This window comes from Gammaproteobacteria bacterium (genome assembly GCA_029881255.1).
Classification (GTDB): Bacteria; Pseudomonadota; Gammaproteobacteria; order S012-40; family S012-40; genus JAOUMY01.
The window spans coordinates 50,445-63,838 of the sequence record JAOUMY010000006.1 but is presented as its reverse complement, the minus strand read 5'-3'; the positions used below and the strand labels follow the sequence as shown (position 1 = coordinate 63,838).

Sequence of the window (13,394 nt, the reverse complement as noted above, 5' to 3'; positions counted from 1 at the left end):
AGGTGATCGAGTCTATCAGAAAATATCATGCCTGAATGACTGAGCAGCTTCGTTTTGCACACGGTCAAAGCCTTTCTTCACACGCGCCAGCCTAACTGTTCCGCCTTCTGTTTCGCCAGCCTCGGAATGTCGTCGGCTACCAGTCGACGATGCATGATTTGCACGCTAAGCATATGATTAATGACAGCATCCAGTTGCACCTGGGTCGCAGCAGGCGTGTCAGCACTTTCGTGCAGGGAGAACAGGGAGGCGACGCCATCGGCATTGAGTAAGCCGGCATCTTCGATAGACGAAGGCGAAAGAAAGTCATCGGCCAGGGCCTTCATGGCCTGCCATTTCCTGGGATCGGTATGCGCTGGCGGGGCCATAAAAGCAAACTTCTCACGCTCATAAAGTACTTTTGGTAACAGTCCTTTCATGGCCTCGCGCAATACGTATTTTTCTGTACGCCCACGGATGCGCATGGAAGGTGGAATCGCACAGGCAAACTCCGCCAGGTGGTGATCGAGAAAGGCCGGGCGCGCCTCCATGGAGTTAGCCATGTCGACACGGTCACCACCCCAGGTCAGGATCTGGCCTTCTAACTGAGTCTTGATCCAAACGTATTGCGCCTTGTCCAGTGGATGTCGGCCGTCAATCATATCGGCATCGAGATTTGCTGCCAGGCTGTCGCCGGGACGATAGTCGCTCATCGACTGAGAACGATCGGGATGCATAAGTCCCAGGGCATGCCTGGAGCTATTCAGCCAGGGTTGCAGGCAACTAGGGGTGAAGCCGACTAACTTATCCAATGCCGGGTCGCGATACTCTTCGTCGGCGAGCATGGCGCCCGTGAACAGCTTATTACTTTCCCCGAGCATTTGTTCCCAGCTAGCACGCTCGCTTTGGGACAGGTGATCGAGTCCGTATAAAAACATATCGCGCCGAAAGGCGGGATAGCCGGAGAAGAGTTCATCGGAACCTTCGCCGGTGACGACGACACGGTATCCGGACTTGTTTACGTACTCGCTCATCAGCAGTTTGGCAACGCCAAGCGTGTTGTAGATGGAACGCTCGGTATGCCAGATGGTGCGTTCCAGATTGTCGTAAAGATGATCTGCCTTGAGCATCATGATGTCGTGATCGGCGCCAACGGTTTGCGCCATCTCCTGGGCTATGGCCGTCTCATCATATTCGGCATCGTCGAAACCGATCGTAAAGGCCTTTACCGGTGATTGCTGACTGGCAGAAGACAGGCCGAGTATGGAACACGAATCGATACCGCCTGAAAGATAACAGGCAACAGGAACATCTGCCTCCAGACGCAGTTGGACGGCTTCCAGCAATTGTTGGCGCACACCTTCGATATAAAACTCATCGTCTTCGACCTGCGCGCGCTCGTCCATGGTCGGAAAATCCATGTCCCAGTATTTGCGTTCTTCGATCTTGAGTTTTCCATGACGGCGCTCAACGATGAGCATGTGTCCGGGACGTACCTGTTGTATGCCTTCAAACGGCGTACTGCCAGGAACAATGGTTTGCATGAGTTGATGATAGAGGCCTTGTGTATCGATCTTGCGTGACACTTCGGGATGGGCAAACAGGACTTTCAATTCCGACCCGAATACCAGCGTGTCTCCGGCCTGAGTCCAATACAGCGGTTTAATCCCGAAACGATCTCGCACCAGCATCAGGCGGTCTTGACGCTTATCGAACAAGGCAAATGCAAATTCGCCGCGCAGGTGTTTGAGCATTTCTTCCAGACCCAATTCAGGGTAAAGGTGTAAGACCATTTCGGAATCGCTCTTGCTACTGTAGCGCGCGCCGCGCGATGTCATGTCGGCACGTATGCGCTTGTAGTCGTAGAACTCGCCGTTGTGGGTAAGCAGCAGATTGTTGTCATGCGAAAAAAACGGCTGACGCGCGCGATTCTCATCCAGGTCGATTATCGACAGACGCGCATGACTGAAACCGACGCCTTTGTTGTCGACAATTTTGTAACCGAAGCCGTCAGGTCCGCGATGATATTGGATGGCTGCCATCGCGACCAGGGTTTGTGCATCTACAGGTTTGGATAGTTCGGCATGAAAAATTCCGGCGATACCGCACATAGTGACTACCTTTTGTTTACCAGTTGTTTTGTACCAGACAGGTGAGCAGGGCCATGCGTATAAACACAGCGCTACGCGCCTGCGCGAAATACCAGTTGTGTGAGGTGTTATCGAGGCTGGTATCTAATTCCTGTCCTCGTGCCAGGGGGTGCATCACAATGGCGTCGCTCTTTAGCGGAGAACGGTTGTTGAGCGTGTATTGGCTACCGTATTCCTTGTAGCCATCACCGACCCAGGCAATTGCATTGATATAAACGACGTCAAGATGGGGTAATACATCGTCCAGTGTTTCGGAGACACGAATACGAAGTCCCAGTTCTTCCAGATCCTCGCGTTGATTCTCAGAAAACAGTTGTTCTTCTGCGGAAATGATAAGGACTTCTTTGAGATTGTCAGCAATCAGTCCGAGTAAATATAACAAGCTGCGTACGGTACGCATGGTCGATGGTACGCCGACTATGCCAATACGTACCTTCGCGGTTTCCGCCATTTGCGTATCTATCAGTTCTGGTCGCCACTTGAGTAAGGTATAGATATCCGCCAGTGCCTGGGTCGGGTGTTCGTCCGTTCCATTACCAGCATTTACAATGGGAATCCTGAGCGCCTTTAACATTTCGTAAACCGCTTCGTTCTGACATTCGCGTAATACCACCAGATCGCCATAGTTGTTTAGCATTTCGGCGACATCGGAAAGCGTTTCACCTTTGGCAATACCGGTGGTCGCAGGATCGGTAATCGACATAATGTCACCGCCCAAACGATGCCAGGCGCTTTCAAAGGAAAGACGTGTGCGCGTGCTGGGTTCATAAAAGGCGCTGATTAAAATTTTGCCCACCAGTGGTCGTCGAGTCTGTTGTGGAACGGCTTCGTGTTTGGCGGCCAGTCGACACAGTTGCGCGATTTGCGCCCGATTAAATTGACGCGCCGATACCACAGAATGATTTGCCAGTTCGAGCAAGGGGACGGGGTCTTCAGGTATGTGTTTTAGTAAGGCAAGAGGACGCTCGATACCCTCCGTGGTATCTTTTTCAGGTAGCGCGTCCTTAAGCAGGGGATTAATCTGGGTTACCATTGTTCCCTCCTGAGCATGTCACGAATAAATAAGAAAATTAAAACCAAAGGTGTTGTCGCAGTAGTTACCAATGCCGTGACAACCAGAACGGATAGAAAACCAACGCTGGCGCTCACGTTGTTTTCTCCTGTTGGGTTTGTTGCAAGTGCTGCCAGTCAAAACTCTCAGGCCACAGGCGCGTACTGGCTAACACAATGAGCATGGACGCCGCCGCGCCGACGAGGGCTGCAACATAAAAACCGATCGCAAAATAACAATACAAACCGATAGCGGTGCCGAGAACCATTGCCGCAGTGGCGCCATGTCGATTTGCGCTTTTCCAATAAAGTCCGGCAACAATCGGCCAGATGGTGCTGGCGACAAATGCGCCGGTAAAATACAGCAGTTCTGCCAATGTCGTCAGGCGCGGCAAACACAACAACCAGGTAATGACGCCAAGCGCGATGATGATGATCTTTGCCGCCTTGCGTAATTGCTCATTGCTTGCATGGGGGCGAAAATGGCCGCGATAGATATCCTGGGTGATGAGATCACTGGTTGCTGCCAGTAGTGAATCGAGGCTGGAAGCGAGGGCCGAAAACACGATCACAAAAACCAATACTGCGCCAACGCCCCCCAATAGTTTTGCGGCGACTAGCGGGCCGACCATGTCTGCGGCAGGCACGTTCAAGCCGAGCGCAGGTGTTGCCAGGGCGACAAAACCGGCGACAACGGGAATCGGTAGCCACATCACACCGGCGATGACATAGGCACGAAAACCGACTCCCTGTCGAAAGGCGAAGGCGCGGCTCCACCACACGTTGGAATGAAAAATTTCGCCGACGCCAAACAAAAGATTATTGAATAGAAACATGACCGCGGCTGGCATCAGCAGATTCAAAAGTTGAGGACGTTCCTGCTGTACGCCTTTGTGTATGGCATCGAAACCGACTTTATCAATTGCCAGCCAGGCGAGTATGGCGACACCGATAACAATCAAAAGCGTTTGAATAAAGTCCGTACCGATAACGGCGCGCAGGCCACCGAGCAAGGTGTAAAGCACGCACACGCTGAGTATTACGGTCATGCCGTATTCGTAAGGTATGCCAGTGAGTGCATTGATCAATACGCCGCCGGCCATGCCCAGACTGATTAACCAGCCGAAGCCATAAAAAAGCGAAATTGCCAGAAACACGCGCCAGGTGGTCACGCCATAACGCAGGCGTATGAAGTCGCCACTGGTATAGGCATTCGGCATTAAAATTCGAATACGTTTAGCCAGAGGAGCGAATAGAAACAAACCAATCGCGCCGAGTGAATAACCAATCATGCCCCACATACCAAGTTGTAAGGCCAACTGCGGCGCAGCCATGGTGGTGTTGCTTGTTACCCATGTCGCCATCGCAGTAGCAACACCCAGGGATAGGCCGACATTACGCCCGGCAAGCATAAAGTCATCAAGCTGTCGCGTATTGCGTCCCCAGAACCAACCGAGCGTTACCCACACGACGCTGAAAATGGCGAGTATCATCCAGCCAGTCGATGCGTCGAGTATGTAACCGTTGCCTTCGTTCATTTATCAACGACCTTGTTGATTTCGGCAAGTGCCTCTTGCGTATTCATTACGCGTGCATAGCGATCTCTTACCGTTGTGATGGTGGCATTCTGAAGTTCGGGCGTTACCGTGGCGCAGGCATCTTCAATAAGAGTGACATAAAATCCGCGGTCGCAGGCATCGCGTACCGCCGTTGAGACACATTCATTGGTGTATACGCCGACAATGAACAATCCGGTAATTTCCATATTGCGCAATAGATACTCAATATTGGTGGAGTTAAAAACGCCGCTGGCGGTTTTATTGATGACGATCTCATCGCCGACGGGTGCGATTTCCGGTAGGAACTCCGCTTCCTTCGACCCCGGCGCAGCGTGCAGGCCGAGGCGTTTGTGTCCAGGTCCGCGATCGCGTCCATCCTGTGTCATCGATTGAATACGCGTGTGTATGACTTCCAGTTTGTGTTGGCGAAAACAATCCTGAAGCTTGCGTACATTGGGTAAAACCAGTGTACTCAAACGGTCAAAGTAATAGTCCTGAGCTTCTTTGGGAACAGAGCTTTTTTCCAGATCGGCAAATACGCCATGCCCTGGCGCGGCGTCGAGAAACTGAATATCAATAACCAATAACGCGGTGTGGTGCTCTGCCAGAGATACTTTGACTTCCGGGTTTTCGACTATCGACTCGCGATAGCTTTCCTCTAATGGATCGATGTCGGCAAATTGATTTTCTTTTTCATTCATACATTAATTACTCGCTAGCTGATAAAGCGTGTTGATTAAGACATTGGCGCCAATTTCAATATCTTCCCAATTTGTCCACTCGGCGGGGGAATGACTGCGACCGTCCTTGCTTGGCACAAAGATCATTCCGGCGCGCGTGATTTGCGCAAGTATTTGCGTGTCGTGGGCGGCGCCGCTATGCATATGCAGGCTTGAAACATTAAGCGCCCTGGCGCTTTGATGAACGGTTTGCACGATGCCTGGGTCGCATTTCACCGGCGGCAGTTCGCTGAGTATCTCGAATTCAAACATCAGATCACGTCGCCTCGCGATAGCCGATATAGAACGACGAAACGCGCCGCCAAGATCTTTTAATTGCTGAGCGTCGGTGTCACGCACTTCGAGGGTGAATTCAACAACGCCGGGTACGACATTGGCCGCGCCGGGAAAAAGTGAAACCCGCCCAATCGTCGCGACACTGCGCTGGCTGCCATACTCTTCGAGGATGCGATTGAGTTGCGTGGCTATCTCGGCCAGTCCCTGAAACGCATCTTGTCGCATAGACATTGGCGTGGTGCCGGCGTGATTAGCGGCACCCTTAAGCGTGACATTCCATTTGAACAACCCGGCGATTGCATCGACAACACCAATACTGATGTTTTGACTATCCAGCACTGGGCCTTGCTCGATATGCAGTTCGACAAAGGCATGAATGCTTTTGGGATTACGTCGCGCCTGCAATGCATCTGTGGCATTGAGTCCGTGAGAGGCCATAGCGTCAGTGATGGCGACGTTTCCGAGATCGACGGCGTTGTAGATACTCTCGGGAGTCAGTTGCCCGCAAAAAGCCTGCGAGCCGAACATGCCTCCGAATCGGCCTTCTTCATCACTGAAGGCGATACATTCAAGAGGATATTTCAGAGCGATATTATTTTCTTTCAGTGTTCGCAGGCATTCGAGTCCGGTTACCACGCCTAAAGCACCATCAAGATGACCGGCGCCCGGAATCGTGTCGATGTGCGAACCGGTGATAACACTCGGTGTGTCTTCGTTCCAGTTATATCGTGCATGCAGATTCGCCGCGCCGTCCTGGTAAAAATCCAGTCCGGCGGCAAGTATTTTTGCCTTTAACCAGGCGCGCCCTGCCATATCGCCATCACTAAAGGCCATGCGATACAATCCTTTGTCGTCATCACTTCTGCCGATCGAGGCGAGTTCTTCAATGTCTTTTTGCAGGCGTGAAAAATTGATTTTGTGCAAGGGTTTTCCTTTTAACGCGCTGATTTATTGCCGCGATAGATGACAAACAGAGTGGAAAGAAATATGAAGAGTCCAATCGAGAAAAATAGAAATGCATCGCCCAGACTGTGGTGGCGGACTTGTACTTTGACAACGTCACTCCACTGCGTATTGTCTTCCAGTCGCACGCGATAGAAATAATCACCATCGGATTTTCCGCTGATGACACGCGCACGATCGGATCCCTGATACCGCGTAAACGGAGTTTGGAAACTTTCTTCCTGAGATTCCTGCAGTATAAAAGAGGGGTTTTTTGCGTGATTTGCCTGCCATTGAAGTCTGTAATAACCGGCAGTGGCGATAGATGCGTCTACCGAGAGCTCAGGGGTATCCGTCGCAAATCCTCTGTCCGGATTCAGGAAAGCAAACAAACCAATACAGCAAAAAAAGAATAAGCGATAACGCAGCACATGCCGCGCTACCCTTTGAATAGTCATTTGTAGAACAATAATTTCTCTCGCAAATGTGCATAAAAGGATAGCAGACAGAGATATTATTGCAAGGCGAGTGCTTTTTTAAGACTGCGTGGAGCGAATGAGCTTGCCGACAGTGAGTCCTTGCACCAATATGGAAAACACTACCACTACATAGGTGATTGCGAGTATTTCGTCACGCGCAGCACCGGCAGGTAATGACAATGCAAGCGCAACGGAGATGCCGCCGCGTAGTCCGCCCCAGGTGAGTATCTTCACCGCACCTGGGCTAAACGAACGTTTACGTCGCATGATACTGACTAAACCGGCCACGCTGATAAATCTTGCGCACAGCGTCAGCGGAATCAATATCGCACCGGCAATGAGAAACGATGAGTTGTATTCTATCGCGAGTATTTCGATACCGATCAATAGAAATAATATCGCGTTAAGCACTTCATCGATGAGATGCCAGGATTGATCGACATGTTCGCGCGTGTGTTCAGACATGGCAAACATGCGTCCATGATTGCCGATAAACAATCCGGCGATAACCATGGCGAGCGGTCCGGATACGTGTATGAGTGTTGCCAGCGCATATCCGCCCATTACCAGCGCAAGTGTTAACATCACTTCGAGCTGATAATTGTCGACGCTCTTTAGCAGTCGGAATCCAACATAACCCAATGCCAGCCCGAGTACGATGCCACCGATGGCCTCTTCTGCGAACAATAACGCGATGCCTCCCGCGCTGATATCATGTCCACCACTGGCGATACCGAGTAGCACGAGAAACACCACTACAGCAATGCCATCATTAAATAGCGATTCACCGGCAATCTTGATTTCCAGTGTTTTTGGCGCGCCAGCGGACTTGAGTATACCCATTACGGCGATAGGATCGGTGGGGGAAATCAGCGCACCGAATAACAAACAATAAATAAAGGGCAACTCTACACCTAGAAATCCGAGCACATACCATGCTCCTGCGCCAATGATAAACGTGCTGAGGATAACGCCAACACTGGCTAGCAACAGGATTGCACCTTTTTGCTTGAGTAAATCGTCGATGTTGACGTGTAATGCGCCCGCGAATAACAGAAAACTCAACATGCCCTGCATGAGAGTGGTATTGAAATCGATGCTGCGCACCATGTTTTGTGTATCACCAAGTATTTTCACGCCCATCGCGTCGAGTGCAATCACACCCAGGGAAACAAGTAGTGCTATAACCATGATGCCGATCGTGGTGGGAAATCCGATATAACGATAATTGACGTAGTTAAACAGCGCAGAAAGCGTGATTAATACGGCGATGGCGTTCAAGATTTCCATGCGGCGGCCTCTCTGTACGGTGAATTGCGTTAGCGGAAGATATTAACAGATTAGAGCAGGATTGGAGGAAGGAAGAAACGACACACGGCGCCGAAGCGCCGTGTGTACAGGAAAAGAAGGTTTACGTTTATTTGTCGTAATTGGGCTCGGCTGAAATCTTGTGAATACTCAGATCAGCGCCGTTGTATTCCTCTTCCTGAGTCAGGCGTATGCCAACACTGCTTTTGAGTAGTCCATACACCAGAAAACCCGCAGCCGCCGCGAACACCACGCCAACTGTCGTTCCAATCAGCTGTGACGTAAAGCTTACGCCGCCCATGCCACCCAGGGCCTGTTGGCCAAAGATACCCGCAGCTACACCGCCCCACAATCCACATAGTCCATGCAGCGGCCATACACCGAGCACGTCATCAATCTTCCATTTGTTTTGTGCCAGGGTGAAGGTAACAACAAATAATGCGCCACCAACCAGACCAATTGCCAGCGCACCCATGGGATGTACAATGTCAGAACCGGCACAAATCGCAACGAGTCCAGCGAGTGGCCCGTTGTGCACAAAGCCCGGGTCGTTTTTGCCGAATACCAGCGCGGCGAGTATGCCGCCGACCATGGCCATGAGTGAATTCACAGCGACCAGACCGCTGACACCGGCGACGCTTTGGGCAGACATGACATTAAAACCGAACCAGCCAACGGTGAGTATCCACGCACCAAGCGCGAGAAACGGAATGCTAGAAGGTGGATGCGCAGTAACCATACCATCTTTACGATAACGACCATAGCGCGCACCCAGCATGACGACAGCGCCCAGCGCAACCCAGCCGCCAACGGCATGGACGACTACAGACCCGGCGAAGTCATGAAAGCTGGCACCGAAGCTGGATTCCAACCAACTCTGGAAACCATAGTTACCATTCCAGATCATGCCCTCAAATGTTGGATAGACGAAGGCAACGACAATCGCGGTCGCTGCAAGTTGCGGATAGAAGCGCGCACGCTCGGCGATACCGCCGGATACGATTGCCGGAATCGCTGCAGCGAAGGTGAGCAAGAAGAAGAACTTCACCAGGTCATAGCCGTTTTTTGCGGAAATGCTTTCGGCCCCTGCAAAAAAGTTGATACCGTATGCGATGCTATAGCCAACAAAGAAATAGAGTATGGTGGAAACCGCGAAATCGACAATGATTTTGACCAGGGCATTGACCTGGTTTTTCTTGCGTACCGTGCCGACTTCTAAAAACGCGAATCCAGCGTGCATGGCCAGTACCATCACGGCGCCCATGAGCAAAAAGACGACGTCGCTGCCCGATTGTAGTGCTTCCATTATGACTCCTCTCATTTCATTCATCGTTATGGGCGCAGGCAATACAGGAATTATGCCTCTTCAAAAAGCTTTGTTAAAACAAGGAGTAAGCCTCAGTGTTCGGCATCAGATCGCACCAATATGGTGCGCATGTTTGCGTTCTTGTGCTTTGTTGCTGCATCGTGGTGCATTTAGGCGTGATGGTGATTTTCATGGCGCATAGTTTTGGAAAAGCCGGGTTAGCGAGAGGGCGGTAAGTTGATTGAACCACACCGGGCGCTTATGCGCGTTACCGTTTATGTGCTGAGCTTTCTGTTTATCGGGCTGCCCGTGCTGGGATTGTCCTTTCTGCTGTTGATCCATTCTGGTACAGCCCTGGTTGCCGATACGGGCAAGCCACTTTCCCATGAGAATGTAAAACGCATCAAAAAAATCATCGAACACAATTTGCCTCGCGGCGCGCGTCAACGACATTTCAAGCTGGTGGAGTTGCGCGAGGATGAGCTAAATCTGGCAGCCAGATATGGCCTGAGGCGTGTGATACCGGGAAACGTAGTTTTAAAACTGGAGTATCAGCACATCGGCATACGCGCGACCCTGCTTTCGCCGCTCACTATATTCGGTGCCTATATCAATCTAGAGGGCGACGTTCGAGTTGATGACTTGATGACTGTAGAAATCACACATCTTAAAGTGGGTAAGCTGGACGTTCCGGCGTGGCTGCTGAAACATGTTTTGGACTATACCCATCGCTATACTGCCCAACGATATGAAGAATATCGCGCGGCCTTGTCATCACTTCGAAACCTGCGTGTCAGACCGGATAAAATCGTGTTGACCTACGAATGGCAGCCAGAACTGTTTCGACGTTTGCAGGATCGGGGACAGGATTTGTTAATCTCTCCAGCGTTACGCGCACGCGTAATTGCTCATTCCAATGAATTGGCCAAAATTACGCGCGCGCAGCGCAGCAAGAAGATCAGTGTTACCGCGTTGATACAGCCGATGTTCGTCTTCGCTCTGCAACGTTCACTAAAAAACAATCTTGCCGTAGAGGAAAACAAGGCCTTATTGCTTGCCCTATCCGTTTACGCACAAGGTTTTTATTTGAAACGATACCTGCCGCCTAAGAAGGACGAGCGCATTGTCCTTCCCGCATATCATCGCTATTTGTTATCTGAACGCCACGATTTGTATCAACACTATTTCGTTTCCGCGGGGCTGACCGTAGCGGCGGGTATGGGCTTGGCGGACGCAATTGGGGTGGCCAAAGAAATTTCTGACTCCATGGGGGGATCGGGTTTTTCATTTGCAGATCTGATTGCTGATCGTAGCGGCGTCAGCTTTGCTGAACTTGCTACACGAGATGAAAAAAGTGCACTGGCTGTGCAACAGTTTATGGCCAATGAGAACCTTGCAGAAAAGGATTTTATGCCGGCGATTACAGATTTGCCTGAGGGGCTAAACGAAAAGACATTTAAGCAACGTTATAAAAATGTGGGGAGTGTGGAGTATCAGCAGTTACAAAATATTATTGAAGAGCGAATCAGAGAGACGCGGATATTTAGAGGACTAAACTAGCGCGAAAGTGACGTGTCAATATTCGCTTTCTCGTTAAGAGAGACGGGCATAAAGCGTAAAATTCGCTATGGCATATGCCTACCTATTCCTAAACTAAGAATGTATACTTTCCAGCTGCGGGCATTTCCCTGTGGCATCACAGCGAATCGAGAATATGTAGTCTTTTCGCCGCCTGTTGGGTGTGCGAATTGATCAAAAAATAGCCAAGTGGCAGGGATGAATAGTATTGTGAGGAAGCTTCTTAACTTATACCTTACTGCAACTATTACTATAGTCGCTTCAATACTCACGCCATTTTCGGTTTGCGCAAGCGATGTCTTCGCTGACCCGAGTGCAAAATCTGACACCGACACCAAAAACGTTAAGCGAGGGCTTGCCCGTAACTCCACTACGGATACTATCGTCGCGGGTAGATTTCGCGCCCTGATCATCGGTAATAACGAGTATCAGGATAAAGAACAGGTGTGGGGTAAGTTATATACGGCCATACCAGGGGCGATCGAGCTGGCGAATGTCCTGAAGAATGACTATGGGTTTTCTGATGTGCGCGTGGTCAAGAACGCCGCCTACCGCGAAATCATCCAGGCCTTGACCGACTTAATAGAAACCTCGCGTTTTGGCGACAATGTGCTGATCTATTTTGCTGGTCACGGCTATAAGAACGAAAAAACTGGTGAGGCCTACTGGGTTCCCGTTGATGCAGAGGGCTGGGATGATTCCTTGTTTGTGAGCAATGCACGCATCAAGGAAAAAGTCGCCGCGCTCAGCGATATCACTCAACATGTGTTGCTTATCTCCGACTCCTGTTTTAGTGGAACACTTACTCGCAGCGCGGGTAGCGAAAAAACGGGTCGAAGCTATTCGACTCGCTACATCGAAAAACTGAATCGACGCAAGAGTGTTTATGTGCTCGCTGCCGGTGGCGATGAATACGTCGACGACAGTTATCGTAATTCTGGCCACTCGCCGTTTACCTATTTTCTGCTACAGGAATTGAAAGATAATTCCAAACGCTATTTTCCTATTTCCGAACTTAGTAGCGATGTCCGGGTTCGTGTGGGTGATGCAGTCAAACAAACGCCGCAGCGAGGTGTGCTTCAAGGGGCGCGACATGAAGGGGGCGAATTTGTATTCGTGAAGTTTGCTATCAATATTGCAATTGATGGAGAAAAGATCGAGGTAGAAATTACCCAGCCACAACGGAACACGGAAGAACTTGATGAAGTGCATAAGCCGTTGTACACGCCCTTGGTCAGTATGTAAGGGTTAAGACGATGGTACAAAAAAGAACAACGACGCTTTTCAAAAAATCTCTCAGGAAAATGCTAATTTTTATGTTGAGTGTGTATGCGTTTTCAGTCTCGTCTGCCTTCGGTAGCGAGGAAACTCGCATCACTTCCGCATTAAAATACTGGTCTATGCAGACGAATGTATCGTCGCAACAATATCTGAGTGAAGTATATCAAACTGCGCACTTTCCTGGATTAACAATTGCTGTTAGCCAAGGGGAATGGTTTGGCGGAATCAATCTGAGTGGTGGTGATGTCCACTCTTCTGTTGTCGGGCTTGATATCAAAACGCAAACCGCCGATGTGGATCTCTATCTGGGCTACTATTTCGGTAAGCGTATTGCGGCATTTGTTGACGCAAAGTTTCTTTCGACAAAAACAGAACTTATGGATACCGGTTTTTTTACCGCCAACACCAATTCAAATATCGGACAGATAGATGTCGGAGTGGGGGGAGGGATTAGCGCCTATCAACCCCTTGCAACGAGTCTGTTGTCTTATCAAAACCTGGGACTATTACTGATCGATAGCGAAGTTTCCGATGGCTCACAAAGTTCAGCACACAAAGGGGTAAATCTGACAGGTGAGATTGGCCTTGCCTGGTTACCTCAGCTTGCCCCTGATTGGCGATTTTCTGCGGGCTACAAATATCGACAAAATGTTTTGCTCGGTAGCCTTTCTGGTTCTGCAATTAGCGAACATGGGTTGATCGCCGGGTTGAGTTATACGGTAGGACTATAGCCTGTGTTCCAACGC

Annotated in this window: 11 protein-coding genes; 3 read left to right on the top strand and 8 right to left on the bottom strand. The window is 50.3% G+C overall.

All coding sequences use genetic code 11. The features are described from left to right. Positions 1-77: 77 nt before the first annotated feature. The 8 genes from asnB to OEZ43_12825 all read right to left on the bottom strand — a co-directional run bounded on the left by asnB (position 78) and on the right by OEZ43_12825 (position 9,789). The gene (gene asnB, locus OEZ43_12860; GenBank protein MDH5546478.1) at positions 78-2,090 is read right to left on the bottom strand and encodes an asparagine synthase (glutamine-hydrolyzing); all 2,013 of its coding nucleotides are present in this window, start codon (positions 2,088-2,090) and stop codon (positions 78-80) included. A gap of 16 nt (positions 2,091-2,106) precedes the next feature. Continuing rightward, positions 2,107-3,162 (bottom strand): aspartate carbamoyltransferase, encoded by a 1,056-nt coding sequence (locus OEZ43_12855; protein MDH5546477.1) that lies wholly within the window; start codon positions 3,160-3,162, stop codon positions 2,107-2,109. A gap of 112 nt (positions 3,163-3,274) precedes the next feature. Then, a complete protein-coding gene (locus tag OEZ43_12850; protein MDH5546476.1) occupies positions 3,275-4,717 on the bottom strand; it encodes a sodium:solute symporter family protein in 1,443 nt (480 codons plus the stop codon). Further along, positions 4,714-5,439, bottom strand: coding sequence for a cysteine hydrolase (locus OEZ43_12845; protein MDH5546475.1), 726 nt, complete (start codon positions 5,437-5,439; stop codon positions 4,714-4,716). The genes OEZ43_12850 and OEZ43_12845 overlap by 4 nt, the downstream gene beginning before the upstream one ends. A gap of 3 nt (positions 5,440-5,442) precedes the next feature. Beyond that, the gene (locus OEZ43_12840) at positions 5,443-6,678 is read right to left on the bottom strand and encodes a Zn-dependent hydrolase (protein MDH5546474.1); all 1,236 of its coding nucleotides are present in this window, start codon (positions 6,676-6,678) and stop codon (positions 5,443-5,445) included. An 11-nt stretch (positions 6,679-6,689) separates the two neighbouring features. Then, on the bottom strand, positions 6,690-7,154 hold the full coding sequence (locus OEZ43_12835) for a hypothetical protein (protein MDH5546473.1): 465 nt from the start codon (positions 7,152-7,154) through the stop codon (positions 6,690-6,692). 78 nt (positions 7,155-7,232) lie between these two features. Then, a complete protein-coding gene (locus OEZ43_12830) occupies positions 7,233-8,465 on the bottom strand; it encodes a sodium:proton antiporter (protein ID MDH5546472.1) in 1,233 nt (410 codons plus the stop codon). 127 nt (positions 8,466-8,592) lie between these two features. Further along, positions 8,593-9,789, bottom strand: a complete 1,197-nt coding sequence (locus OEZ43_12825; protein ID MDH5546471.1) for an ammonium transporter — start codon at positions 9,787-9,789, stop codon at positions 8,593-8,595. Between the two features lie 237 nt (positions 9,790-10,026). On the opposite strand from OEZ43_12825, the gene OEZ43_12820 reads away from it, so the two are divergent. The 3 genes from OEZ43_12820 to OEZ43_12810 all read left to right on the top strand — a co-directional run bounded on the left by OEZ43_12820 (position 10,027) and on the right by OEZ43_12810 (position 13,379). Continuing rightward, complete coding sequence (locus OEZ43_12820; protein MDH5546470.1) at positions 10,027-11,349, top strand: hypothetical protein; 1,323 nt, start codon at positions 10,027-10,029, stop codon at positions 11,347-11,349. Between the two features lie 228 nt (positions 11,350-11,577). Next, positions 11,578-12,612: a caspase family protein gene (locus OEZ43_12815; GenBank protein MDH5546469.1), complete on the top strand. Its 1,035-nt coding sequence runs from the start codon at positions 11,578-11,580 to the stop codon at positions 12,610-12,612. A 71-nt stretch (positions 12,613-12,683) separates the two neighbouring features. After that, positions 12,684-13,379 carry a hypothetical protein gene (locus OEZ43_12810; GenBank protein MDH5546468.1) on the top strand — a complete coding sequence of 232 codons (696 nt, stop codon included), beginning with the start codon at positions 12,684-12,686 and terminating at the stop codon, positions 13,377-13,379. The last annotated feature ends 15 nt before the right edge of the window (positions 13,380-13,394 follow it).